The sequence below is a fragment of the Pseudofrankia coriaricola genome, assembly GCF_001854805.1.
Lineage (GTDB): Bacteria > Actinomycetota > Actinomycetes > Frankiales > Frankiaceae > Pseudofrankia.
This window is the reverse complement of record NZ_MBLO01000267.1, coordinates 41514-66824: the sequence shown is the minus strand read 5'-3', so window position 1 is coordinate 66824 and position 25311 is coordinate 41514. Positions and strand designations below refer to the sequence as shown.

Annotated in this window: 25 protein-coding genes; 16 read left to right on the top strand and 9 right to left on the bottom strand. The window is 68.3% G+C overall.

The features are described from left to right. Positions 1-36: 36 nt before the first annotated feature. The gene (locus BCD48_RS57090) at positions 37-1788 is read left to right on the top strand and encodes a nuclear transport factor 2 family protein (RefSeq protein WP_198543616.1); all 1752 of its coding nucleotides are present in this window, start codon (positions 37-39) and stop codon (positions 1786-1788) included. A gap of 73 nt (positions 1789-1861) precedes the next feature. Here the strand turns inward: BCD48_RS57090 and BCD48_RS41865 are convergent, their stop codons facing one another. Then, positions 1862-2713 (bottom strand): site-specific integrase, encoded by an 852-nt coding sequence (locus BCD48_RS41865; protein WP_241842395.1) that lies wholly within the window; start codon positions 2711-2713, stop codon positions 1862-1864. Between the two features lie 85 nt (positions 2714-2798). Here BCD48_RS41865 and BCD48_RS41860 point away from each other — a divergent pair, with 85 nt between their 5' ends. Both BCD48_RS41860 and BCD48_RS57085 read left to right on the top strand, forming a co-directional pair. Further along, positions 2799-3221, top strand: a complete 423-nt coding sequence (locus BCD48_RS41860; protein WP_349308088.1) for an NUDIX domain-containing protein — start codon at positions 2799-2801, stop codon at positions 3219-3221. Between the two features lie 51 nt (positions 3222-3272). Then, the gene (locus BCD48_RS57085; RefSeq protein ID WP_083420022.1) at positions 3273-3662 is read left to right on the top strand and encodes a hypothetical protein; all 390 of its coding nucleotides are present in this window, start codon (positions 3273-3275) and stop codon (positions 3660-3662) included. Positions 3663-3727: 65 nt separating this feature from the next. On the opposite strand, the gene BCD48_RS41850 is transcribed toward BCD48_RS57085, so the two are convergent. The 3 genes from BCD48_RS41850 to BCD48_RS41845 all read right to left on the bottom strand — a co-directional run bounded on the left by BCD48_RS41850 (position 3728) and on the right by BCD48_RS41845 (position 5811). After that, complete coding sequence (locus tag BCD48_RS41850) at positions 3728-4300, bottom strand: TetR/AcrR family transcriptional regulator (protein ID WP_071053950.1); 573 nt, start codon at positions 4298-4300, stop codon at positions 3728-3730. Positions 4301-4670: 370 nt separating this feature from the next. Beyond that, on the bottom strand, positions 4671-4793 hold the full coding sequence (locus tag BCD48_RS55230; RefSeq protein ID WP_274536634.1) for a hypothetical protein: 123 nt from the start codon (positions 4791-4793) through the stop codon (positions 4671-4673). A gap of 67 nt (positions 4794-4860) precedes the next feature. Next, positions 4861-5811, bottom strand: coding sequence for a GlxA family transcriptional regulator (locus BCD48_RS41845; protein WP_071053949.1), 951 nt, complete (start codon positions 5809-5811; stop codon positions 4861-4863). A gap of 69 nt (positions 5812-5880) precedes the next feature. On the opposite strand from BCD48_RS41845, the gene BCD48_RS57080 reads away from it, so the two are divergent. From BCD48_RS57080 to BCD48_RS41825, 5 genes are all read left to right on the top strand, one after another. After that, on the top strand, positions 5881-6048 hold the full coding sequence (locus BCD48_RS57080; RefSeq protein ID WP_241842393.1) for a hypothetical protein: 168 nt from the start codon (positions 5881-5883) through the stop codon (positions 6046-6048). Next, positions 6042-7622 carry a nuclear transport factor 2 family protein gene (locus tag BCD48_RS57075; protein WP_241842392.1) on the top strand — a complete coding sequence of 527 codons (1581 nt, stop codon included), beginning with the start codon at positions 6042-6044 and terminating at the stop codon, positions 7620-7622. Before BCD48_RS57080 ends, BCD48_RS57075 begins: the two co-directional genes overlap by 7 nt. 656 nt (positions 7623-8278) lie before the next feature. Beyond that, on the top strand, positions 8279-9238 hold the full coding sequence (locus BCD48_RS41835; RefSeq protein ID WP_198543614.1) for a nuclear transport factor 2 family protein: 960 nt from the start codon (positions 8279-8281) through the stop codon (positions 9236-9238). 64 nt (positions 9239-9302) lie between these two features. Beyond that, entirely contained in the window at positions 9303-9485 is a 183-nt protein-coding gene (locus BCD48_RS51785) for a hypothetical protein (protein WP_071053948.1), read from the top strand. Continuing rightward, complete coding sequence (locus BCD48_RS41825) at positions 9482-10339, top strand: MBL fold metallo-hydrolase (RefSeq protein ID WP_071053947.1); 858 nt, start codon at positions 9482-9484, stop codon at positions 10337-10339. The genes BCD48_RS51785 and BCD48_RS41825 overlap by 4 nt, the downstream gene beginning before the upstream one ends. Positions 10340-10520: 181 nt before the next feature. On the opposite strand, the gene BCD48_RS41820 is transcribed toward BCD48_RS41825, so the two are convergent. Next, positions 10521-11354 (bottom strand): DeoR/GlpR family DNA-binding transcription regulator, encoded by an 834-nt coding sequence (locus BCD48_RS41820; RefSeq protein ID WP_198543613.1) that lies wholly within the window; start codon positions 11352-11354, stop codon positions 10521-10523. A 323-nt stretch (positions 11355-11677) separates the two neighbouring features. Between BCD48_RS41820 and BCD48_RS41815 the strand changes: the two genes are divergently transcribed. The 3 genes from BCD48_RS41815 (at position 11678) to BCD48_RS41805 (ending at position 14945) form a co-directional block, all read left to right on the top strand. Beyond that, positions 11678-12766 (top strand): substrate-binding domain-containing protein, encoded by a 1089-nt coding sequence (locus tag BCD48_RS41815; RefSeq protein ID WP_071053946.1) that lies wholly within the window; start codon positions 11678-11680, stop codon positions 12764-12766. Positions 12767-12843: 77 nt separating this feature from the next. Continuing rightward, a complete protein-coding gene (locus BCD48_RS41810; RefSeq protein ID WP_071053945.1) occupies positions 12844-13680 on the top strand; it encodes an ATP-binding cassette domain-containing protein in 837 nt (278 codons plus the stop codon). After that, positions 13677-14945: a sugar ABC transporter permease gene (locus tag BCD48_RS41805; RefSeq protein WP_198543612.1), complete on the top strand. Its 1269-nt coding sequence runs from the start codon at positions 13677-13679 to the stop codon at positions 14943-14945. Before BCD48_RS41810 ends, BCD48_RS41805 begins: the two co-directional genes overlap by 4 nt. Before the next feature lie 20 nt (positions 14946-14965). Here BCD48_RS41805 and BCD48_RS41800 read toward each other — a convergent pair whose 3' ends face one another. Next, entirely contained in the window at positions 14966-15964 is a 999-nt protein-coding gene (locus tag BCD48_RS41800) for an IS30 family transposase (protein ID WP_071053986.1), read from the bottom strand. A gap of 125 nt (positions 15965-16089) precedes the next feature. Here BCD48_RS41800 and BCD48_RS41795 point away from each other — a divergent pair, with 125 nt between their 5' ends. The 5 genes from BCD48_RS41795 to BCD48_RS57070 all read left to right on the top strand — a co-directional run bounded on the left by BCD48_RS41795 (position 16090) and on the right by BCD48_RS57070 (position 22467). After that, entirely contained in the window at positions 16090-17604 is a 1515-nt protein-coding gene (locus tag BCD48_RS41795; RefSeq protein WP_071053944.1) for an FGGY-family carbohydrate kinase, read from the top strand. Then, positions 17601-19091, top strand: coding sequence for an FGGY-family carbohydrate kinase (locus BCD48_RS41790; protein ID WP_071053943.1), 1491 nt, complete (start codon positions 17601-17603; stop codon positions 19089-19091). Before BCD48_RS41795 ends, BCD48_RS41790 begins: the two co-directional genes overlap by 4 nt. Continuing rightward, on the top strand, positions 19088-19753 hold the full coding sequence (locus tag BCD48_RS41785) for a histidine phosphatase family protein (RefSeq protein WP_071053942.1): 666 nt from the start codon (positions 19088-19090) through the stop codon (positions 19751-19753). The genes BCD48_RS41790 and BCD48_RS41785 overlap by 4 nt, the downstream gene beginning before the upstream one ends. Before the next feature lie 48 nt (positions 19754-19801). Further along, positions 19802-20854 (top strand): 2-hydroxyacid dehydrogenase, encoded by a 1053-nt coding sequence (locus BCD48_RS41780; RefSeq protein ID WP_071053941.1) that lies wholly within the window; start codon positions 19802-19804, stop codon positions 20852-20854. 896 nt (positions 20855-21750) lie between these two features. Then, positions 21751-22467 (top strand): effector-associated domain EAD1-containing protein, encoded by a 717-nt coding sequence (locus tag BCD48_RS57070; RefSeq protein ID WP_491677206.1) that lies wholly within the window; start codon positions 21751-21753, stop codon positions 22465-22467. Between the two features lie 231 nt (positions 22468-22698). Here the strand turns inward: BCD48_RS57070 and BCD48_RS41775 are convergent, their stop codons facing one another. The 3 genes from BCD48_RS41775 to BCD48_RS41765 all read right to left on the bottom strand — a co-directional run bounded on the left by BCD48_RS41775 (position 22699) and on the right by BCD48_RS41765 (position 25219). Then, positions 22699-23553, bottom strand: coding sequence for an LLM class flavin-dependent oxidoreductase (locus tag BCD48_RS41775; RefSeq protein WP_071053985.1), 855 nt, complete (start codon positions 23551-23553; stop codon positions 22699-22701). A 230-nt stretch (positions 23554-23783) separates the two neighbouring features. After that, positions 23784-24404 carry an NADPH-dependent F420 reductase gene (locus tag BCD48_RS41770; RefSeq protein WP_071053940.1) on the bottom strand — a complete coding sequence of 207 codons (621 nt, stop codon included), beginning with the start codon at positions 24402-24404 and terminating at the stop codon, positions 23784-23786. Positions 24405-24484: 80 nt separating this feature from the next. After that, the gene (locus tag BCD48_RS41765; protein ID WP_071053939.1) at positions 24485-25219 is read right to left on the bottom strand and encodes an SDR family NAD(P)-dependent oxidoreductase; all 735 of its coding nucleotides are present in this window, start codon (positions 25217-25219) and stop codon (positions 24485-24487) included. Positions 25220-25311: the final 92 nt, after the last annotated feature.

Here is a 25311-nt window from a genome sequence, read left to right as displayed (position 1 = left end):
TGGTGCTTGGGGGTCGCGGACAGCGACGGTGGACGCATGACGAATCCCAGTACCGCCACGATGCGCGCCATCCGACAGGACGTCCACGGTTCCCCCGAGGTGCTCAAGGAGGTCGAACTGCCCCGGCCCGAGCCCGGGGTGAGTGAGATCCTGATCGCCGTCCGTGCGGCCGGCGTCAATCCGACCGACTGGTGGAACCGCGCCCAGGCCATGACCGTCGACCGCCTGCCCCTCGTTCTTGGTTGGGACGTCTCCGGAGTCGTCGCGGCCGTCGGCAGCGGCGTCACCCTGTTCAAGCCGGGTGACGAGGTCTTCGGCATGCTGCCCTACCCCCACGGGGTCGGCTCCCACGCCGAGTACGTGACCGCCCCCGCCCGCGCCTTCGTCCACAAGCCCGCCGGTATCGACCACGTCCAGGCCGGCGCCCTGCCGCTCGCGGCCCTGACCGCCTACCAGGCGCTCGTCGACACCGCCGATGTCCAGCCCGGGCAGCGGGTCCTCATCCACGCGGCGGCCGGCGGCGTCGGCCATCTTGCCGTCCAGATCGCCAAGTCCCGTGGCGCGTACGTCATCGGCACCGCCAGTGCCGCCAAGCACGGCTTCCTGCGTTCCCTGGGAGTGGACGAGACCATCGATTACCACACGGTCGACATCGCCGAGGCCGTCAAGGACGTCGACGTGGTCCTCGACTCGGTCTCGCTGGACGGCGCCGCCCGCGCCCGCTCCCTCGCGGTGCTGCGCCCGGGAGGCACCCTCGTCTCGATCCTTCCGGTGCCCGTCGGCCCCGACGAGCTGGCGGACATCGCCGAGCGGGGCATCCGCTTCGAGATCCTCCTCGTCGAGGCCGACCGCGTCGGCATGCAAGCCATCGCCGACCTGGTCGAAGCCGGCGCCCTGCGCGCGCACGTCGAGGCCACCTTCCCGCTCGCCGAGGCCGCCAGGGCCCACGCCCTGGGCGAGACCGGCCGCACCACCGGCAAGATCGTGCTGACCGTGGAGGGGACGGTGAAGACGCAGATCGCCGCCCAAGTCCTCAGGACCGTGTTCGACGGGGGCGACACGGCCGTCGTCGAGCGCCACGTGCGGCCGGACTACATCCAGCACAACCCGCTGGCCCCTGACGGCCCCGAGGCCATGAAGGCGTTCGGCGCCGGCATGCGAGCGCAGTTCCCGGACGCCACGTTCGACGTCCTGCGGGTCCTGTCGGAGGGCGACCTGGTGCTCCTGCACTCCAGTGGCGTCCTGGTCCCCGGTACCCCCGGGATGGCCGTCTTCGACATCTTCCGCTTCCAGGAAGGGAAGATTGCCGAGCACTGGGACATCCTCCAGGAGGTGCCGGCGACCACGGCCAACGGCAACGACATGTTCTCCACCCTCTCCCGGCCGCAGGTCGAGGTGCCAGGGGAGCGGTGGTTCACCGCCTACAACAAGAAGCTGGTCACCGCGTTCGTCGACCAGCTCCTGGTCGGCAAGGACCTGGCCGCCATCGACACCTACGTGGGCCCCGAATACCACCAGCACAGCCCGAACTTCCCCGACGGCGTGGCTGGCGTGAAGGCCGGAGCGGGTGCGTACTTCGAGCAGCTCCCGCAGCTGACGATCACCCCGAAGCGGATCATCGCCGAGGGTGACCTGGTGGCCGTCCACAGCCACTACGTCGAGACCCCGGGCGAGCGCGGCCGGGCGGTCATCGACCTCTTCCGGGTCAGGGACGGAAAGATCGTCGAGCACTGGGATGCCGTGCAGGACGTGCCGGAGACCGCCGCCAACGACAACACGATGTTCTGACGGCCTCAGGGGTCGTAGCGGTTGCGCTACGACCCCTGGTCAGCGCCTGCAACTGATCTTCACCTCCAGTTCCTCAGTACACATCGGCGCCCCGACCGGCCCGTCCCCACAGGTTCGCGAACACATAGTCCGACTCCAACTCCCCGTACTCGGCGAACAGATAGTCCACGTAGAGATCGCACAGGGAACGGCGGACCGGGATCTCCTTGGACTCGCGGTTCTTCCCCCGCGCCCGGTTCACGTTGTCCTCCCGCGGCAGCAGGACTATCGACCGCCGATCGGTGTCGATGTCCTCGTGGCGCAGCACCAGCGCCTGCCCGATCCGACAGCCGGTCTCGAACATCAGCGCCATCAGGAACCGGTCCCGCAGCCGCACGCAGCCGTCCAGAACAGCCTGCACCTGTCCGTCGGTCAACGTTGCCGGACGACGTTTGACCGTCTTCAGTTTCGTCGGGCGAACCGCCGAGGTGCCCGGAGCGATACCAGCCAGGAAGCTGCGATCCTCACCGCCGACCCGGCGGCGCACCACTACCAGCTGGGCGGCGACCTTGACGCCGCGCCGGGCCAGAAACTCGTAGAACATATAAACGCTGTCGAGCGCCCGGTTGACCGTCGTCGCCTCCCGGACCGGGAACACCGAATCTGCGGCCACCAGTCTGCCCGCGTCGACCGGCCGCCGCAGCCAGCCGGCGAACTGGTCAACGTGCTCCGCGGACACGGCCGACAGCTCGACGTGGACAGCCGCCAGAAACCGCAGCCACAGCACCAGATCGTGCGCGCGGGCCCGGATCGTGTTCGGGGAGTACTCCCGGTCCGTGCACATCGCCAGGAAGTCATCCACCGGCTCGACCACGTGGCCGTCATCGCCGACGACCGTGTATGTCTCCCGCCGGGCACCGCACCCGACCACTCGCCGAACCCGCACCCACCGGTCTCCCATCGCTCCCCGTCGTGAACAGTGGTCAGCAACGTACTGTTAGCTACGGAGCAGAAGGGGCGCGGAGTCGCGCGTGGCGGGCGTGTCTGACAGTGCCCCGTCAGGTCCAGATAGTCGCCGACGGCTGGTTCAACCTCCCTTCGGCAAACTCGAAGCTGGGGAGGATGCCGCTGCCGCGCTGTGCCGTGAGGCCCGCGAGGAGGTCGGCCTTCGCCTGGACCCGGCGTCGCTCACCCTCGTTTCGACGGTGCATTTCCGGAACGAGCACGGGGAGGGAAGACTGGGCTTGTTCTTTCTGCCGCAGCGCTGGGATGGCGAGCCGGTCAACGCCGAACCGCACAAGTGTTCCCGCATCGCATGGTTCCCGATGGGGGCGCTTCCCGATAACACCTACCCGTACACGCGGCTCGGCGTTGAGTTGTACGCAACGAGCCGGAACTTCGCTGTCCACGGATGGAACATCACCGGCAGTCAGTCGGGGCCGGCCGACGGCTGACGGACGGACGTCGAGGCGATGAGCTGGGGGAGTGTGCGGCGCGGTGGGCGGATGCCTGACCGCACGGCGCGCGAGACTGCCATCGTGATAGCGCCTCCGTGGTACGACGCCGCTCTCGTCGCGCTCGACCTCGAAGGTGGCGGAGCGCAGGATCGCGAACACGAAGCGATCCTCGAACTCGCCGCCGTACCCCTGCGCGGCGGCGACCATGGCAGTTACGATCATAATCTAATGTTCCTTCGAAGGACCTCTCCGTCATCCACCAGCCCGTGCTCGCGCCAGCGGCGAGAGCGACCGGATGGTGCCGACGACGAACTCGGTCGACTTGGCCCGGTGCCTGCCGGCCAGCGACCTGGTGATGTACCCCGACGCCGGCACAGTGGCATCTTCCAGTTTCACGGGCAGTTCGTCGCCAAGGCCCTCGCATTCCTCCAGCGGTAGCACCGCAAGGGAATCGGCCCCGTCGCGGTCGAGGGGGCCGTGCCGTGGAACGCCTCAGGTGCTGCTCAGCGAAGGAATACGAGGGCGTTCTCGATGCCGTGCTCGAGGACCTCGTCGGCGAAGCTCTGGTCGGACAAGGCCCGGGACAGCTGCAGCGTCCCCACCGCCATTGTGTACAGCCCGAGCGCTTTCCCGCGCGCGGACTGCGGATCCTCGGGAGCCAGGCGGACGGCGATCTCGTCCACGATGGCCCGCGCACCGTCGGTGTAGGCGTCCTTGGTCGCGGCCGGGCAGCGCCCGATCTCGTCGAGCAGGGCCGCGGAGGGGCATCCGGCGCCGGGGTTGTCGCGATGCTGCGGCGACAGGTACTCACGCAGAAACTCCTCCAGCCCCGCCCGGCCGGGCGCCAGTGCGCCGAACCCCTCGACCTGGGTACCCAACTGGTCGGCCACGACGTTGGCGACCAGGTCGTCCTTGGACGAGAAATGGGCGTAAAACGCGCCGTTGGTCAACCCCGCGTCCGCCATCAACGTGGCCACGCCGGAGCCGTCGATGCCGTCGGTCTTGAACCGATGGCCGGCCGTGTCGAGGATCCGCTGCCGCGTCGCCTGCTTGTGCTCCTTGTCGTAACGCGCCACCGGGACTCCTCCATCTACTCTTCACAGCCATGCCCGTATCCAGCATACGCCGATGGCATGATGTACGTAATATAATGGTGGGCGCGGCGTGGCGCACAAGGAGATCAACCCCAGCAGCATTCTGCTGTCGGGCTGCCACGTCGTCCGTCGCTGATCGGTTCGGGTCGGCGACAACATTCGCCGAGGAGCGGAAGGGAGTTGTGCACGAGAATCTGCCCGCGGGCACGTTGGTGTGCGGCTCCAGGTGCCGTTTCGCCGCAGACCCACCGACCCTGTTCGATGGGATCGCCTGCTGCGCGGACCCGACCAGGCGCGCGTACACCGACGGCGTGCTGGCTCTCATCGACGACGTCGCCGCCCGGGTGGCACCTCACGATCCGCGGTCGGCGTGCGTGCAGACGCTCAGCGCTACGCCCTTCTGGTCGCGACGTTGCAACTGTCCCGCGCCCTGGCCGATCGCCAACTCGCTGACGGGGTCCTCGATCAGGGCCACCCAGAGCGTCCTCACGCTGTCGGCGCCGAAGGCCGGCGTAGGGCACCAGACCGTTCGGTCGCCGGTGCTATACCAGGGCACCTCGGAAGGTGCGCCGGTAGGCCAGTGGTGAGACGCCGATGGCGGCGTGCAGGTGTTCGCGTAGCGAGGTGCCGCCGGTGAAGCCGACGCGTCCGGCGATGTCGTCGACCGCGAGATCGGTGGATTCCAGGAGGTGCCGTGCCCGGTCGATGCGTTGCTGGATGAGCCAGCGTCCGGGGCTCATGCCGACTTCCTCGTTGAAGCGGCGGGCGAAGGTGCGCAGGCTCATGTGGGAGTGCTCGGCGAGGTCGCTCAGGGTCAGCGGCAGGTGCAGGTGCTGCAGCGCCCAGTGCCGGGCGGCGGACGTTCCGTTCGCCGCGGCGTCGGGGACCGGACGCTCGATGTACTGCGCCTGCCCGCCGTCGCGCCACGGCGGGACGACGCACATGCGGGCCACGTGGTTGGCGACCTCGCTGCCATGGTCCTTGCGCACCAGATGCAGGCAGACATCGATGCCGGAGGCGGCGCCGGCCGAGGTGAGCACGTCGCCCTCGTCGACGAACAGCACGTTCGGGTCGAGTTCCACCTGCGGGTACCAGTCACGGAAGACGTCCGTGGCAATCCAGTGTGTGGTGGCTCGCCGTCCGTCGAGTAGTCCCGCGGCGGCGAGCACGAAGGCGCCGGTGCAGATCGACACGATCCGCGTGCCGGGGGACACGTACGCGAGGGCCTGGGCCACGTCGGCCGGTGTCTGACGGTTGAAGTCGGTGGTGCCGAAGGGCGGGATGATGACGGTGTCGGCGGTGCGCAAGGCCTCCGGGCCGTGTTCGACGGTGATCGAGAAGTCGGCGTTGGTGCGGACCGGGCGGCCGTCGGTGGTGCAGGTCAGGACCTCGTAGCGGCCGTCGGCGGCGCCGAAGACCCGTTGCGGGATGCCCAGGTCGAAGGGGTACACCCCGTGGGTGGCGAGGACGACGACTCGGTGCGCGTTGGCCATGGCGGGATCCCGTCGAAAGGTGGCAATCATGCCATTGTAGGGGACGGTGGCGGCGATCAGGCTGGACGCATGACGAACACCGAGACCATGCGGGCCATCAGCCAGGACACCTACGGAACCCCCGAAGTGCTGCAGGAGGTCCACGTTCCCAAACCGGTGCCGGGGATGAGTGAGATCCTCGTCGCCGTCCACGCGGCCGGGGTCAACCCGACTGGTGGAACCGCGCCCAGGTGCTGACCATCGCCCGGATGCCGCTCGTGCTGGGCTGGCACGTGTCCGGCGTTGTCGAGGCGGTCGGCATGGGGGTCACCCTGTTCAAGCCCGGTGACGAGGTCTTCGGGATGCTGCCCTACCCGGGCGGGGTCGGTGCGCACGCCGAGTATGTGACCGCACCCGCCCGCGTGTTCGCGCACAAGCCCGCCGGTATCGACCACGTCCAGGTCGGGGCTTTGCCGCTGGCCGCGCTCACCGCGTACCAGGCTTTGGTCGACACCGCCGGCGTCCGTACCGGGCAGCGGGTGCTGATCCACGCGGCGGCCGGCGGCGTGGGTCACCTCGCCGTGCAGATCGCCAAGTCCCGCGGCGCGTACGTGATCGGCACCGCCAGCGCCGCCAAACGCGACTTCCTGCGGTCGCTGGGTGTGGACGAGGTGATCGACTATCACAGCGTCGACTTCGCCGAGGCCGTCAGCGACATCGACGTGGTCCTCGACTCGATCTCGCGTGACGCTGCCGCCCGCGCCCGCTCGCTGGCCGTGCTGCGTCCGGGTGGCACCCTGGTCTCGATCCTGCCGGTGCCCGTCGACGCCGCCGAGTTGGCGGCGATCGCGGAGCGGGGTATCCGCTACGAGTCGTTGATCGTCGAGGCCGACCAGGCCGGCATGCAGGCCATCGCCGCTCTCGCCGAGACCGGTGCGCTGCGCGCCCATATCGAGGCCACCTTCCCCCTCGCCGAGGCGGCCAAGGCGCACGCCCTCGGCGAGACCGGCCGCACCACCGGCAAGATCGTGCTGACCGTACGGGAGGGCGGAAAGGCGCAGATCGCCGGCCAGGCCCTGCAGGACGTGTTCGAGCGCGGCGACACGGCCATCGTCGACCGACTTGTGCGGCCCGACTACATCCAGCACAACCCCCTGGCGCCCGACGGCCCCGACGCCCTCAAGTTCTTCAGCTCCACCATGCGCCAGCAGTTCCCGGCCGCCACCTTCACCCCCCGACGGGCCATCTCCGACGGCGACCTGGTGCTGCTGCACTCGCGCAGCGTCCTCGTGCCGGGCACCCCGGGTATGGCCGTATTCGACATCTTCCGTTTCCAGGACGGGAAGATCGCCGAGCACTGGGACATCCTGCAGGAGGTACCCGCGACCACCGCGAACGGCAATGACATGTTCGCCACCCTCAGCCGGCCGCGGACCGAGGCGTCGGGTCAGCGGTGGTTCACCGCTTACCACAAGAAGCTGGTCACCGCGTTCCTCGACGAGCTCCTGGTCCGCAAGGACCTGGCCGCGATCGACACGTACGTCGGCGCCGAGTACCACGAACACAGCCCGACCATCCCCGACGGCGTGGCCGGTCTGAAGGCCGGGCTGGGCGCGTACTTCGAGCAGTTCCCGCAGCTGAGCGTGGTCCCGAAGCGGGTCATCGCCGAGGGGGATCTGGTCGCCGTGCACAGCCACTACATCGACACGCCGGGCGAGCGCGGCCGGGCGGCCCTCGACCTCTTCCGGGTACGGGACGGCAAGATCGTCGAGCACTGGGACGCCTCGCAGGGCATGCCGGAGAGCGCCGCCAACGACAACACGATGTTCTGACGCTGGCCGGGGGCCGCCGCGAATCGTGTACGGCACCTTGAGCCGGCCATACGGGTGAAGCAGGTCCTCGACTCTTCCCGCCCACAGTGACCTTCCATCAACACGCCCGTGTCGTGCACCCGACCGGTATCCCAGCCCGCTGCAGACGCTGCGTGCGCTGCAGCGAGCCGGTAGGGCCCGCTCCGGGTGCTTCGCCCCGTCACGGTGTCGCGAACCCTGGCGGCCGTCTTCTCCGTCCAGGGCGCGCTGCTCGTGGCATCCCGCCACCCCGCAGCCCTCTCACTACCTGGTCAGGCGGCGCTGAGTTCACCCGTCACTTCGTTCATGGTGATGAAGGGCTCCTTGCGGCGTGGGCGGGCGCGTGCTGTGGGGCGGAGGCCATTCCCCGGCCGTGGCGGTGCGCCGGTTCATCATTTAGCGGCCGTCCGCGGCTCCGAAGACCCGGCTGGGGATGCCCGGTTCGAAGGGGTGCACCCGGCCGATGGCCAGAACGACGACTCGGTGAAGGTGCGCCATGGCGTGATCCCGTCGAAAGTTGGCATTCGTGCCATTGTGGTGCGCGGCGGCGGCAGCCACGCTCGACACATGACGAACACCGTCACCAGGCGGCCCACCGATCAGCACACCTTCGATCCCCGAGTCCGGAGAAGAGCCCCGTGAACACCACCGCATCCGCCCGCCGCCGTACCTTCGCCGCCGCACTCATGGGCGTCGCTCTCGCCGGTGCCGCTGCCGTGCCCGCCGCTGCTTCCGCCGCCCACCCCAAAGCTCCCGGCCACGATCGAGCGGCGGAGGCCCTCGGCGTCCGATACGGCGGGAGCGCCCGGCTCGGCTACCAGAAGGCGGTCGCCGTCCAGCTTCTCAAGGGTGTCTTCGAGCGGGGCGACACATCCGTCGTCGACCGTTTCGTACGGCCGGACTACATCCAGCACAACCCGCTGGCCCCCGACGGCTCCGAGGCTCTCAAGTACTTCGGTGCCATCCAGCGCCAGCAGTACCCGGACCTCGCGTACGACATCAAGCGGGTCATCTCCGAGGGCGACCTGGTGCTCGTGCACTCCAACATCGTCCTGGCCCCTGGCACCCGCGGGGTTGCCGCGTTCGACATCTTCCGTTTCCAGGGTGGGAAGATCGCCGAGCACTGGGATGTGCTGCAGGCGGTGCCGGCGACCACGGCCAACGGCAACGACATGTTCTCCACGGTCAGTCGGCCGCGGACCGAGGCGCCGGGTCCGGCGTGGCTCACCGCGTACAACAAGAAGCTGGTCACCGCGTTCGTCGACCGGCTCCTGGTGACGAAGGACCTGTCCGCCATCGACGCGTACGTGGGCCCCGAGTATGACCAGCACAATCCGAACATCCCCGACGGCGTGGCAGGTGTGAAGACCGGGCTGGGCGCCTACTTCACACAGTTCCCGCAGCTGCAGATCATCCCGAAGCGGATCGTCGCCGAGGGTGACTTGGTGGCCGTTCACAGCAACTACGTCGACACGCCGGGCACGCGTGGCCAGGCCGTCGTGGACCTCTTCCGGGTGCGGGACGGAAGGATCGTCGAGCACTGGGACGCCGTGCAGGAGGTGCCGGAGAGTTCCGCCAACGGCAACACCATGTTCTGACGACGACGTGCTCAGGGTTCCGGCGACAGACACCGGAACTTCATGACGACTGAAGGGATCGACTGTGATCAGCTATCCGAACAGCGGGAACGCCGGCCTACGGCGGACGGGCAATGCGCCCGCATCCGCAGCGAGCGGCGTGGTCGAGGCCTGTGCCGCGATGCATTTCGCCAGCAGCGAGTACGGCAAGCATGTCCCGCGGTGGGAGAACCTCGCGGCGGCCGGCGGACGGGCGGAAACCCGATGAGCAGCACAACCGATCTTCGCTATGAGGTCTTCGTCTCGGACATGGTGCCGGTTGCGACTCCACCACGGCCGGACGACGGGCCGTCGCTCTGGTCATCGCTGTCCCACGCGCTCATCTACGGGAAGAGCGAGGCGCTGCTGACCGACCCGCCGCTCACCCGCGAGCAGGCCGACACGCTCATCAAATGGGTGGAAAGCCACGATGTGGCGCTGCGCTACATTTATCTCACCCACGCTCACTTCGACCACTTCGCGACGACGAGCTACCTGCTCCGCCGATTCCCGGACGTGACGGTTGTCGCGAGCGACGCGGTGCTTGCCCGCATCGCCGGCGAGACACCTGGTGGAGTGTTTCCCGACATGCTCAGGAGCATCTTCGGCGACGCGCTTCCCGAGCCTCCGGTGACTGTCCAGGGTTCCGTGTTCCCGGCCGGCGGGCTGCTCCTCGACGGGCACGAACTCGTCGCGCACGAGGTCGGCCACTCCGACACCGACGACACCAGCGTGCTGCACGTGCCCTCACTGGACCTGGTCGTCGCCGGTGATGTCGTCTACAACAACGTGCACCAGTACCTCGGAGAGGGCCGCGACGGCGGCCTGGACGCGTGGCATCGGGCGCTCGACAAGCTCGCCGCCCTGGAGCCACGGTTCGTGGTGGCCAGTCACAAGGATACGCAACGCGGAGATCCCGCATCGGACATCGACGAGACACGGCGCTATCTCGACGCCGGCGCTGTCGTCATCGAGCAGTCCACGAACCCCGTCGATTTCTTCCACGCGATGAAGCAGCGCTACCCCGAGCGTGTGAACCCGTGGGCGATCTGGCTCAGTGCCCTGCAATTGTTCGGCAACTGACAGCCAGTGAGGCTCCGGCCGTGCTATGGCAGGGAAGACGCCAGACGGCGTCTTCCCTGCCATAGCACGGCAGTGAAACGCGACAAACCGCGGGGCACCACCATCAGTCGCTGCGGGAGGCGCGCCAGAGCGGGTTGCTGACCGACCACGATCTGCGCCCAGGGACCCTCCTGTGCAGAGGTCAACGATCCGGATCGGTGCTGTTCTGTTCGCCGGCGATCAGCAGCGGGACCCCTTGCGCGCGCATGGTGGCAACCGTTTCCGGCTCGGTGAACGGGTCGATGATCACCAGGTCGAAATCGGTCAGTGGGGCGAGTCGGTAGAGGCCGCTCTTGGCGAATTTGGTGTGGTCGATGAGGAGGACTTTCTGGTTGGCCGAGGCCATCAGGGCGTGTTTGACCGCAACGGTTTCCTGGGACTGGTGGTAGCAGTGCCCGTTGGTGACGGCGGTGGTGGACATGAACAGGATGTCGGCGCGTAACGCGCTGATCGCCTCGCTGGTGCGCATGCCGAGGAAGGCGTCGTACGCGGGGTAGTAGAGACCGCCGAGGCCGATCAGGTCGATGTCCGGTTCGCCGGCGAGCCGTTTGATGATGGCCAGGAAGTTGGTGAGCACGGTCAGCTGCCCGCGCCCCGGCAGCATCTCGGCGACCGCCAGGCCGGTCGTGCTCTCGTCAATCATGATCGCCTGGCCGGCCTGCACCATGGTGAGCGCGGCTTGGGCCAGGATGTTCTTGGCCTCTGCCATGGCTTGCATGCGGTGCCGGACATCGCCGTGGTACATGGTCGAGGGGCGCGCCGTGGCGCCGCCGCGGACCTTGCGCAGCCAGCCCTCGCTCTGTAGGACATCCAGATCCCGGTGGATGGTCATCATGCTGACGCTGTGCGCCGCGGCGAGGTCCTCGATGCGGACGAATCCCTCGTCCACCACTGCCTGACGGATCTGCTCACGGCGTTCACGGGGCGCCGCCTGGCCGGCCTCGGCCGTGGTGGTGTTCGGCTCGTCGCCTGGCACGGGGCCCCCTTTCGCCGCGTTCACAACGCGCTCATCGGTGCTGTGGCAACCGCCGTGAGGTGGCCGCCCGGGTGATCCCATCCTGTCGGGCCGATGATCGCCCGTCCAGTTGGCGTGGTGGTCAGTGGCGTCCCCGCCCTCGGTGCGACGGCGGGAAGCCCTCCGGACACCCCGATCTAACGTTATCTTCACAGACATCTTGACACTAGCGGGCCAGATGATGTTAGCTTCCGCACATCGGTCGCACGGTGATGTTGCAGTCCGAACCCCGGGTCTCTCGTCTCAACTCAGCCGCCCGGCCTCCACCGCCACGAGGAGAACGCATGAGAAAGTTACCCCCGCGGGCATACGCGATCGCCGCGATAGCCGTGCTGGCCCTGACCTTCGGCGGCGCCTGCGCGTCGACAGACAAGACAGACGCCGGTTCGGATGCCGCCGGCGATGCCACCACCGCGAAGATCGCGTTTTTGATGCCCGACATCGCGTCGACCCGCTACGAGTTGTTCGACGCTCCGTTGTTCAAGGCGAAGATCAAGGCGCTGTGCGCCGGGTGCGAGGTGCTCTACCAGAACGCCAACGCGGACGCCGCGAAGCAGCAACAGCAGGCCAACTCGGTCCTCGCGCAGGGCGTCAAGGCGATCGTCATCGACCCCGTCGACTCCGCGGCGGCGGCGACCATCGTGCAGAGCGCGAAAGCCCAGAACGTGCCGATCATCGCCTACGACCGGCCGATCCCGCAGGCCAAGGCCGACTACTACGTCTCCTTCGACAACGAGAAGATCGGGTCTTTGATCGCCCAGTCCTTGATCGACCACCTCAAGCAGACCAACGCGACCGGTGGCATCTTGCAGGTCAACGGCTCGCCGACCGATGCGGCGGCCGGCCTGATCAAGAAGGGCGTGCACAGCGCCGTCGACTCCAGCGGCTTCGACCTGCTCGCCGAGTTCGACACCCCGGGCTGGCAGCCGCCCAAGGCGCAGGAATGGGTGAGCGGACAGATCACCAAGTTCCCCGGCCAGATCGCCGGCGTGGTCGCGGCCAACGACGGTACGGGCGGAGGCGCGATCGCCGCCTTCAAGTCCGCCGGCGTGCCGGTGCCGCCGGTGACCGGCAACGACGCCGAGTTGGCTGCCGTGCAGCGAGTGATCTCCGGCGACCAGTTCAACACCATCTCGAAACCCATCAAGATCGTCGCGGAAGCAGCCGCCGACATCGCCTACAAATTCGTCCAAGGCCAGCCGCCGGCGGCGAAGGCGACCCTCTTCGACACCCCGTCCGAGCTCTTCACCCCGACTGTCGTCACCAAGGACAACGTCAAGGAGGCGCTGTTCGGCGTGGATGCTCCGTTCAAGGTCACCGACGTCTGCACCGCGGAGTACCAGGCGGCCTGCGACAAGCTCGCCATCAAGTGACGCGGCCTCTGGTCCCCGGCCGACCGGGTGGGGACCAGAGGCAACCCTCGTTCCATCGCGAATGTTCGGAGGCTCACATGGCGTCGTCGCCGACCCGGGCACCAGCTGCCACCGCCCGGGAGGCGGTGCTGTCCCTACGTGGCATCACCAAGAGCTTCGGCGCTGTTGCCGCACTGACCGGCGTGGACCTCGATGTCTCGGCTGGTGAAGTCGTCGCCGTCGTCGGCGACAACGGTGCCGGAAAGTCCACCCTTGTCAAGATCTTGTCCGGGGTCCACGCACCGGATGGCGGCACCATCACCTTCGAGTCCCGGCAGGTGAGCATCGCCTCACCGGCCGCCGCACACCAGCTCGGCATCGCGACGGTTTTCCAGGATCTCGCCCTGTGCGAGAACCTCAACGTCATCGAGAACCTGTTCCTCGGCCAGGAACTGCGCGCTCTGCGTCTCGACGACGTCGCCATGGAGGTCCGCTCCTGGGAACTGCTGCGCCAGCTGTCGGCCAAGATCCCGACCGTCCGGATCCCGGTGGCTTCGCTGTCCGGGGGTCAGCGGCAGACCGTCGCCATCGCCCGCTCCCTGCTTGGCGACCCCAAGGTCATCGTGCTCGACGAGCCGACGGCGGCGCTCGGCGTCGCGCAGACCACCGAGGTGCTCAATCTCGTCGAGCGGCTCCGCGAGCAGGGCCACGGCGTCATCATGATCAGTCACAACATGGCGGATGTGAAGGCCGTGGCGGACCGGGTCGCGGTGCTCCGGCTCGGCCGTAACAACGGCTTCTTCGACGCGGCCACCGTCTCGGCCGAAGACCTCATCGCAGCTATCACCGGCGCCCACGACAATGTCGTCGCCCGGCGGGCGACTCGAACCGCACCCTCGACGAGTTCCTCGACCGGGAAGGCGGCACAGCCGTGACCGACGTTCATACCCCGCCGGCCGCCCCGCCGACCGGGACACCCGCGAGCGATCTGCAGGACGAGCGGCTCCGCCGTCCGTCCGGCCCCGGCGGCTTCCTGAGCCTGCTGCTCGACCGGGTCCGTGGTGGCGACCTCGGGCTGTTGCCCGTCGTCGCCGGTCTGTTCGTGATCGCGGTCGTGCTGCAGGTCCTCAACCCGATCTTCCTGTCCAGCACGAACCTGGTGAACCTGCTGATCGAGTGCGTGCCCGTCGGGGTCATCGCCCTGGGCATCGTCTGCGTCCTGCTGGTCGGGGAGATCGACCTGTCCGTCGGCTCGGTCAGCGGCCTCGCGTCGTCGGCCGTCGCGATCCTCTTCGTCAACCGGGGATTGCCCGTCCTCGTCGCGATCGTCGCCGCAGTCGCCGTCGGAGGGATCGTCGGCTGGGTCTACGCGCAGATGTTCAACCGGTTCGGCGTGCCCAGCTTCGTCATCACGCTGGCCGGCCTGCTGGCGTTCCTCGGCCTACAACTGAAGGTCCTCGGCGCGGCCGGCTCGGTCAACCTGCCATTCGACTCGGCGCTCGTGCGGTTCGCCCAGCTTGCCTTCCTCCCCGCCTGGCTGACCTACGTCCTGGTGGCAGCGGCAGCTTGTGCCCTGTTCGCCAGCGGCTACGCCCACGCCCGGAAACGCCGGTCGGCCGGCCTGTCGAGCCGATCCGTGAGTCTGCTCCTGGCGCGCAGCGCGGCGCTGCTGGCCGGGCTCGGCTTCGCCGCCTGGTATCTCAACCGGGCCCGCGGCGTCGGGTGGATGTTCGTGCTCTTCGTGGCTCTGGTTCTGATGCTGCACTACGCGTTGTCACGGACCAAGTGGGGCAAGTCGGTCTACGCCGTCGGCGGCAACGCGGAAGCCGCCCGACGGGCCGGCATCAACGTCAGGCTCGTCTACACGTCGGTCTTCATGCTGTGCAGCTCACTCGCCGCCATCGGAGGTGTTCTCGCCGCGGCCCGGCTCGCGGCCGCCAACCAGAGCAGCGGCGCCGGTGACGTCAACCTCAACGCGATCGCCGCAGCGGTCATCGGCGGCACCAGCCTCTTCGGCGGCCGGGGCACCGCCTTCGCCGCACTGCTGGGAATCCTGGTGATCCAGTCGATCTCAAGCGGGCTCACCCTGCTCAACCTGGACTCCTCATACCGGTTCATCGTCACCGGCGTGGTGCTCTTACTCGCCGTCACCCTCGACTCGGTCGCCCGCCGATCGAGGAAGTCGTCGGGACGAGCATGAACGAGGGCGGAATCAAGTAGTCATGGCGACGCATGACTTTCCAGCAATTCGGCGAAGGCCTCGATCGGCTTCGCCCATCCGAGCGTCTGCCGCGGCTGCCCATTCAGCTGCTCGGCCACCATATCGAGCTCTTCCTGGGTGTGCAAGGACAGGTCAGTGCTCTTCGGGAAGTACTGGCGTAGCAGGCCGCTGGTGTTCTCATTCGAGCCGCACTGCCACGGTGAATGTGGGTCGCAGAAATACACCGGCATGCCCGTGCGGACGGTGAAGTCGGCGTGCCGGGCCATCTCCTTGCCCTGGTCCCACGTAACAGAGTTACGCATGAACTCGGGCAGCGTCTCCATCTTCCTCGCCAACAGGTAGGCGACCTTCTCGGCGTTGCGGTCGTACGGGATACGCACGAGCATCACGAACCGGGTCGTGCGCTCGACCAGCGTCGCGATCTGCGACCCGTTCCCCTTCCCGATGATCAGGTCACCCTCCCAGAATCCGGGGACGGCACGGTCGTCGGCCTCCTTCGGCCGCTCGCTGATGTTGACCATGTCAACGATCCCGCCTCTGGTCAGGGCGCCGCGCGACCGGTTGACCCGCCTGGTCCGGCCCTTGCGCAGCGCGATCTTCAGCTCGGACCGCAACTCGCCGCGGGCCTGCAGGTACAGGCACTCGTAGATCGTCTCGTGCGACACGCGCATGCTCTCATCGTCGGGGAAGTCCTTGCGCAGTCTCTCGCTGATCTGCTCCGGAGACCATCTCTCGACCAGGCCCGCGTTCACCGCGTCATGCAGCCCCTTCGACGCGACGAGTTTCCGCTCCTTCGGGCGGGCGCACATCAGGTCACACCGCGCCTGCGCATCCACCACCCAATACGCCGCGGCACCGCCGTTACGCTCAATCTCCCGGGAGATCGTCGAATGATGACGGCCGAGCACAGCCGCGATATACCGAGCCGAACGCTCCTGACTCAACTCCCGCGAGATGACCTCGCGATCCTCCACCGTCAACCGCTCCCGCAGACCCATCCACCATCCAGCCCTCGACGCCGTCACGATCATCCTATCGGGGCGTCGCTACGACTGTTTGAATCCGCCGAGTTCCTCCATACCGAAACGCCGGCTCGGGGAGCCAATACCACGGAGGCACGCCCATGACCGCGATTTCGGTCGATGTCGGCACCACCTTGATCAAGGTGGTGGGCTACGACGACGACGGTGCGGAAATCGTGATCGTGCGGCGGCCCACGACGGTCCACCATCCTGCACCGGACTGGGCCGAACAGGACATGACCGAGGTGTGGAGCGTTGTCACGGCCTCGGTGCGTACCGTCGTGGAACAGCTCGCCGGTCCGGTCGGCTACCTCGCGATCACCGCCCAGGGCGACGGGTGCTGGCTCGTGGACGCGGACGGGCATCCGACCGGACCAGCCATCCTCTGGAACGACGGCCGGGCGGCGGCGATCGTGACCGACTGGGCGGAACGAGGCATCCTCGACCAGGCGTTCCGGACCAACGGATCCATGACCTTCGCCGGCCTGCCGAACGCGATCCTGACTTGGCTCCGTCGGCACCAGCCCGACCGTCTCGCCCGCTCGGCCACGGCACTGACCTGCGGTGGATGGGTTTTCGCCCAGTTGACCGGCGAGATCACGGTCGACGACTCGGATGCCTCCGCACCCTTCCTGGACATCCGCACCCGCCGGTATTCGCGCGAGTTGTTCGACCTCTACGACATGCGGTGGGCCGAACCACTCCTACCGCTGCCGCGCAGTGACGGGCAACGCGTCGCGGCGCTGAGCACCGAGGCGGCAGAAACCGTGGGACTTCCCGCCGGGACCGCCGTCGTGCTGTGCCCCTACGACGTCGCATCGACTGCCATCGGAGCGGGAGCAGTCAGTGACGGGCAAGCCTGCACCATCCTCGGCACCACTCTGTGCACGGAGGTCGTCACGTCGCAACCCGACCCGGGAAGCGGCGGAGCCGGGCTCACCATCGCCTTCGGCGCACCGCAGCAGTATCTACGGGCATTCCCGACCCTCGCCGGGGGCGAGGTCATCCAGTGGGCCTGCGACCTCCTGGAACTCGATCAACCGGCCCAGCTGACGCAGCTCGCCACGCAGACACCGCCGGGTGCCGACGGGCTCGTCTTCCTGCCCTATCTCTCACCGGCCGGTGAACGGGCTCCGTTCCTCGACCCGCTCGCCCGCGGCACGTTGTTCGGGCTTTCCCTGCGACACCGCAGACCGCACATCGCGCGAGCCGTCCTCGAAGGACTCAGCCTCGTCATCGCCGACTGCCTTGCCGCATCCGCGGCCAAGCCTTCGGAACTGCGGGTCTGTGGAGGCGGATCCGTCAGTGGCGGCTGGCTGCAGATCATCGCGGACGTCACCGGTCTGCCCCTGCTCAAATCCACGGACACCGAGGTCGGTGCCCGTGGCGCGTTCCTCGTCGGGCTCGTCGCGACCGGGGGTACGTCGAGCATCAAGGACGCCGCCGAGCGGTACGTCCGCAACCAGGCCACGTACGCGCCGGACCCGTCGCGGGCGAACTCCTACGCCGGTATGCTGCGCGACTTCCTCTCACTACGAGGATCGCTTTCCGGCGCCGGTCCGCTGCTCGCCGACCCTCGACTCCGCGCGGCACGCGTGGGGCAGGACCCGAAATGAGCTACCCACGCACCCCCATAGGGGACGTGTGGCTCGGGATCGATCTCGGCACACAGAGCGTCCGGGCCCTGGCGGTGCTCGATGACGGCACCGTTGTCGGATCGGGATCCGCCGGCCTGGCCAGCCATCGCGACGGGCCCCGGCATGAACAGGATCCGGAGCAATGGTGGCAGGCGGTGGGCACGGCATGTCGCCACGCCCTCGCCGACGTTGCACCTCAGGCCGTACGGGCCGTGGCCGTCGACGCCACCTCCGGCACTGTTCTGCTGGTCGACCGGGACGGCCGCCCGCTGACCCCGGCCCTGATGTATGACGACACCCGGGCAGCGGACGAGGTCAATCGGGTCAACGACGTCGGCGCCGCCGTGTGGGAGATCCTCGGATACCGCCGCATGCAACCGTCGTGGGCCCTGCCCAAGCTGCTCTGGCTCATCCGTGAATACGCCGCACTGCTGCCCGAAGCCCGCCTGGCGCACCAGAACGACTTCATCAACCAGCGCCTCACCGGGCACCAGGTACCCACCGATCTCAGCAACGCGCTGAAAACCGGCGCGCAGCTCATCACCGAGTCCTGGCCCCTCGACGTCCTGGACACCCTGGGTGTGCCCGCGCGCCTGATGCCCTACCTCGTCCGTAGCGGCACAACGATAGGCGCGGTCAGCGCCTCAGCCGCGATCCAGACCAGAATACCGGCCGGCACCGCCGTGATCTCCGGAGCCACCGACGGCTGCGCCGCCCAGCTCGGTGCCGGAGCTCTCCGCGTGGGCAGCTGGAACTCGGTGCTCGGCACCACCCTGGTGGTGAAGGGGGTGACCCGCGAACTCGTCCGCGACCCGCTCGCCGTCGTCTATTCGCACAAATCACCGAACGGGCAATGGCTCCCCGGCGGAGCCTCCAGCACCGGCGCCGGCATCATCTCCCGCGACTACGCCGGACGGGACCTGGCGGAGCTGAACCACGGCGCGGCCCACCACGAACCGGCCGCCGTGCTCGCCTACCCACTGGTCTCGCGCGGCGAACGATTCCCCTTCGTGGCGCCGCAAGCGGAGGCATTCCTCCTCGGAACCCCACAGACCGACGCCGAGCGATACGCGGCAGTCCTGCAAGGAGTCGCCTTCATCGAACGACTATGTTTCGACTACCTCGACCTGATCGGCGCGCCGGTCGACGGCGACATCGTGCTCACCGGCGGCGCGACCAGGAACGAGTACTGGAACCAGCTCCGGGCCGACGTACTGCACCGTCCGCTCACCCTCCCCACGAACGCCGAGCCGGCCCTAGGCATGGCCGTCCTCGCCGCGTCACCCCAGCGAAACGTAGCCGACGTCGCCCTCGAGATGGTCCGCACCAGCCGAATCATCGAGCCGCGTGCGGACGCGGCAGGCAGATATGACGAGACGTATGCCCGATTCCTGGCGGAACTGGAAGGCCGCGGGTGGCTGAGCGGGCCGGCCGCGACGCATGCGCGAGAGAGGACAAAACGATGACCGATCTGTTCCTGGTCCGCCACGGCGAGACCGAATGGCACAGCGAGAACCGGTACGCCGGGGTGAGCGACGTCGCACTCACCGACCGAGGCCGGGCTCAGGCCCGCCAGCTCGCGGCCTGGGCCCAGACGGCGCGGCTGTCGGCGATCTGGGCTTCCACCCTCTCCCGAGCCCGGCTCACAGCTCAGGTATGTGCCGATCAGGCCGGCGCCGAGCTCCGCCTCGACGCCCGCCTCCGCGAACTCGACTTCGGCGACGGCGAAGGCCTGACAGCCGCGGAAATGACCGAGCAGTTCCCGGAAGCGCTGGACGCGTTCCGGGCCGACCCGGTCGCCCAGCACCTGCCCGGCGGCGAGGACCCGGCCCACGCCGCCCTCCGGTTCACCCAGTGCCTCACCGACATCGCCGCCGATCACCCCACCGGACGGATCCTGATCGTCGCCCACACAACGGCCATCCGCCTGGCCCTCTGCCAAATCCTGGGGGTCCCGCTACGGGAGTACCGGCGCTTGTTCCCGTACGTCCGCAACTGCAGCCTCACCGAGCTCCGCCTGCACGACGAACAGTTCTCCGTCATCGAGTTCAACACCCCGATCGACCGGGCCGACTACCGGCAGCCGGCCGGCGACAGAGCCGAGCCGCTGCCGATCGCCGGACGCTAGTCCGCTTGCCGCCGCACCCCATCGTGATCACGCCAGACGAGGAAGCACATGACTGTCCGTGTTCTCTCCGCCGGTGACGACTTCGTCCTCAACCGGCTCCTTGCCGACGCCCTCGTGTCGAAAGTGCCCGTTCCCCTCGACATCTCCGAGATCAGCCTGCCCTGGCCGGTCAAGCCGTTCGGCCGGGTGGCGGAGGTCGACGAGGCGTCCGGGACCGAAGAACAGATGATCGAGGCACTGCGGGGCGTGCAGATCTGCGTCACCCAGATGGCGCCCCTCACCGAGCGAATCCTGCAAGCGTCACCCGAGCTGCGACTCTTCTGCGTGGGCCGCGGAGGGCCAGTCAACGTCAATCTCGACGCCGCCACCCTTCACGGCGTCGCAATCACCTTTGCGCCAGGCCGCAATGCGCAGGCCACGGCCGAGCACACAGTCGCCATGATGCTGTCCGGACTGCGCCGGATCCCTGGAACCCACAGTGACCTGATGGCCGGAACGTGGCGCGGCGACTACTACCGCTACGAGTCGGTCGGCCGGGAACTGGCAGACAGCGTCGTGGGACTCGTCGGATACGGGGCGATCGGCAGCAAAGTCGCCGGCATACTCTCCGGCTTCGGCGTCCGAGTGGTCTTCCACGATCCCTACCTCACCGATGTGCCCGTCGGTGCGGCGGAAAGCGTCTCCCTAGAGGCCCTCCTCGAACAGTCCCACGTGGTGTCCCTGCACGCCCGTGCCACACCCACCACCCGAGGAATGATCGGTGCACCGCAGATCGCCGCCATGCCACAAGGATCGGTCCTCGTCAACTGCGCCCGGGGATCCCTACTCGACTACGACGCCGTCTGCGACGCGCTCGAATCCGGACACCTGTTCGCCGCCGCGTTCGACGTCTTCCCCGAAGAACCCATACCCGTCGGATCGCGGCTGCGGCGAACACCGAATGTGATCATGACTCCACACCTGGCCGGCGCCAGCCGCGAAACCGCCTCGAACGCGGCTGACATCATCGCCGCCGACGTTGCCCGCTACCTGGGCGATGAGCCGCTGCTGCACTGCGCGAACCCCGAAGTGCTGCCCGGCAAGGCGCACCCCGACGCGTAGGGCGCGCCCGCCGGTCACTTCACCGGCCATCGCGAGTACGGTGCCCTACGCATGACGGGTGTCCGGGCGGCCTATCGTCGGGTCATCTCGTGGTGGGCGCGTGCCAGCTCGTAGGGCATCTGAAGGCGTTCGGCCGCGCGCACTGCTCGGGGCCATGCCCGCCGGGCGGCGCCGGCGTGGCCATTCAGCCGGGCATACCAGCCAACGCAGATGAGCGCTCTGGGGCGCCGGGTAGCCCGGGGGGACCTCACCCCCGGGCTACCCGGATTGCCGGGTCGCACGTCCACGCCCCGTCGCGAGCGGGGGTGATGCAGATCGGCTCATACCTTCCCACGGCCAGGAGGCCAGACCCAAACGGCGAAGATCTCGGTAACCGCTTGTCGATGTTGCCGGTCGGGGAGTCACTCGGCATCACCCCTGGTCAGAGCCCGGGTAGCGACCGGCCGGACGGTAATTTCAGGGCCAGCAACCAAGATCAAACGGTTCGGATGCTGGTACACATGGTCCACCACGGAGGGTAAATAGCGTCTGACCTGGGCAAATAGGTTCGACCTATGGAATGAGGCGGACTTGCTACCTCCATCGCTGCAGGTAGCCAGGCATGATCGGCCGGTTCGTAGAGTGCCGGCGCTCCCACACAGACCTGCCGAGCCAATCACTCTCCGTACTGTTTTGAAGGCGCCCCGCCGCTGCGGCCCTAATTGGTGCTGTCCCGGGTTCAGCTCGGGCTCTGAGCACCGAACACCTTGATCTGGCATGGGCCCTTGGCTGCCGCCTGTGTGCGTCACGAAGGCTGGCGGGCGCGCCGATTGTTGGTCGCTCCGGTGCGACGATGGATCTCGTAGGGCAGCCGGCCCAATCCGGCGGATCGCGGCGCGTTGCGGGGGTGGCGGCCGGTGGCGGAAGGCCTCAGCTGGAACGAAGTTCAGTGGCTCGCGGACCGGTTCGGGGATGTCGGCGAAGCGCGGGTCGTGCTGAGGATGGCGGGGTGGAGGCCAGGGCGGATCCCGTCTTGGCAGGCGCGATCGCCGGAGGAGTTCTGGACCGAGGTGTCCTCGGAGCTGGGACGCGGTGTTGTCGGCGACGGGCGGCGGCGCTTGCTCGACGTCGCGGCGAGGATTCCCGGCGGCGTCGGCGCTCGATCCGGCAGACAGCGTCGGGTGCCGTCGCCGGGTCTCCTTCCGTTGCTGCCGGCTCGGTATGTCGCCCGCGAGACGCACCTGCTCGCCTCAGACGATGTCGCGCGCGTCGACCAACTCCTCACCATGGAACGCGACGTGAGCGAGAGGGCGGACGGTGAACGTCTGGTACCGCGCCCACGAGGACCTGACGGGCACCGCGACCTACCTGGCGCAGGTACGCGCGGCCTGGCAAGACGCGAACATCCGCCCGGTCGACGAAGCGGCACGCTTCGTCCGCGTAGCCCGCTACGCGCTGCTGATTGGATCAGTCACCAGCGTCGCCAAGAATCGTTACCCTCCACTCCTCATCCGGCTCGTCGAGTCCCAACTATGGCCGCCGACCCGCGCGCTCGCCTCGGCGCAGACCATTCCGGAGCCGAGCGACCGGGCCGCGGCGCTGACCGAGCTGCTCCCCTATCTGAGTGGCGATGAACGCGACGAGGCTGTTGCTCAGGCGCTGAGCGCTGCCACTGCCACCAACGCGCCGGGCGACAGGGCCGGTCACAGCCGCCGCGACTGCCGCGGCCAAGAGGGAGATGTGATCGGCAGCACCTCGGGTCGGCCTCCGGCGCGGTGGCGAACGCGGGCCGCTAGCTGTAGGACGGCGACTCCGGTACATGCGGTGGCCCGAGCGCGTGAGCGATGCCGAAGCGGGCACGCGTGCTATTTGCGTCCCCGGGCGACGTGTTCGCGTACGGCGGGTATCGATTCGGCGGTGAAGCGTTCGAGCACGTCCGGGTCGTCGCTGGCCAGGATGAAGATGCTGACGCCGTCCTGGAGGGTCATCTGGGCCAGTGCTTCCGGGGTCTGCTGGTCCGGGAAGATGTTGAGCAGACGGGTGACCTCGCGGGGGTCGCGGCCCGCGGCCCGTGCGGCGTCGTCGATGATCGCGTTTCCCTTGGGCAGGCCGCCGGGCTCCATGACCGGCAGCGACGGCAGCCAGCCGTCGGCCTTGCGTCCCACCAGGTCCTGCATCCTCGGCTTGTGGGCGCCGAGCCAGATCGGGATCTCGTGTGCGGGCGCGGGTCCGCGCTCGGCGCCGTGGACCTTGTAGAACTCGCCGTCGGCATTGAGGGTGCCGGGCACGTCGGCGTCCCAGATCCCGCGGATCACGTCGATGGCCTCGCCGAGCGCCGCCACGCCCTGCAGCGGGGTCAGCCGCCGTCCGCCGGCCGCCTGCACGGCGTCCCAGTAGAAGCCGGCCCCGATCCCGAGGCTCGTCCGTCCACCGGAGAGCAGGTCGAGGCTGGCAGCCGCGCGGGCGAGCACGGCGGGGGGCTGGCGCAGCGGCAGGTTCAGCACGTTGGCGGACACGCCGATGCGCTCGGTCCGCGCTGCCACCCAGCTCAGCAGGGTCCAGGTATCGAGGAAACTCGACTGGTAGGGATGATCCTGGAAGGTGACGAAGTCGAAACCGAGCCGCTCACTGCGCTGCGCCAGCTCGACCGGACGGCGCGCCGGGGAGTTGGCGGGAGAGATGAAGGTTGCGAAACGCAGAGGATGGCCGTAGTCAGGCACGGGTGTCTCCTTCAGTCTTTCGTGTGTGGCCAGCCACGATGAGATGTTGTCGCCGACCTGCTTGATGACGTCTTCGCCGGTGCCGGACGCGGGCAGTCCCGGGTGGTCAGAGTCGATTGCCTGCAGGTCGGATGGCCCAGGGGCCGCCGACATCCCGGGCAGGCGGAACCCTGCCTGCCCGGGATGGCCGCCGGGTGCCAGTGCGCGGCGCTGGAACTGCAAGCGGGGCTTCAGCCCGGGACGTTCACGCCGAGGCTGATGTTGAACCCTGCGCCATGGCTGGCCAGGCCCATCAACAGCGGGCCCGCCGCCTCCAGCCAGTGCGCCGCCGCCAGGTCGCCGGCATCCAGCGGGCGCAGCCCGAGGCTCTCGATGAACGCCGACACGCTCGCCTTGGCGTCCGCGTCGTCGCCGGCAATGAGCACGTCCAGCGGGCCGCCCTGGGCCAGGACGTGGCCGAAGACGGTGTTGAACGCCTTCACGACGTGCGCGCTGGCCGGGGCGGCCTTGGCGATCTCCTGCGCGCCGGAAGTGCCGTCAGGGGTGACCAGCGCGGTGGCGTCGGCGTTGAAGGTGTTCGAGATATCGATGACGACCTTGCCGGCCAGCGCGTCCCCGTACTGGGCGAGGACCTGCTCGGCGCTGGCGTAGGGCACGGCGAGGATGACGATGTCGCCGGCCGGGGCGGTGCCGAAAGTCCCGGCCGTCGCGCCGCCGCCAAGGGCTGCGGCCAGGTCCTTGGCCTTGGCCTGGTCGCGGCCGATGACCTCGACGGCGTTGCCGCCCTCGACCGCGCGGGCGGCTATGGCGCGGGCCATACCGCCCAGGCCGACGAAACTGATGCTGCTCATGGACGGGTGCTCACTTTCTGTAGTCTGGGATGAACTTTTGCTTTAAAGGGATCGGGGGCCGGCTGCCCGGCCGGATGGCGTCAGACTTGACTGAACCCGCCATCGACGACCAGGTTTGCGCCGGTGATGAAGCTGGTGTCCGCAGAGGCGAGGAACAGCGCGGTGGCCGCGATCTCTTCGCTGGTCCCCAGCCGTCCTAGGGGGATGGCGGAGGTGATCTGCTCCCGGAATTCCGGGGTGACGGTGCTGAAGAGCGCGGTGTCGATCGAGCCGGGACTGATGACGTTTACCCGGATGCCGCGGTCCTTCAGCTCCGCAGCCCAGGTGCGCGCGAGTGAGCGAACGGCTGCCTTGCTGGCCGAGTACACCCCGGCGCCGGGGATGCCCTTGGTCGCGCTGGTCGTGCCGTTCAAGATGACCGACGCGCCGTCGCTCATCAACGGCAGCAGGTACTGAACGGTGAACACGGTGCCCCGGAAGTTGACGGCCACGAGCGTGTCGAACGAGTCCGGGGTGATGCTGCCCAGCGGGTCGGATACCGAGCCGATGCCGGCGCTGGCGAACAGGACGTCGACTCGTCCGTGATGCTCCCGCACGGTCTCGGCCAAGCGGGCGAGGTCGTTCAGGTTTCCTGAGTCCGCCTGCACGCCCGTTACGTTATGGCCGATGGCGGTGACCGCCTCGTCCACTTTGTCTTTGCGTCGTCCGGTGATGAACACGTGGGCGCCTTCAGCCACGAACAGCTTGGCCGTTGCTAGCGCCATCCCAGACGTCGCTCCGGTGATCACTGCGACCTTGCCATCGAGCTTGGGCATGGTGAACTGGCCTTTCTGTCGGTTGTGGTTCGTGTTTTGGTGGTTGGCGCCGCGATCCGTCCTGCCACCGGGGCGCCGCCCGCCACGGGCTG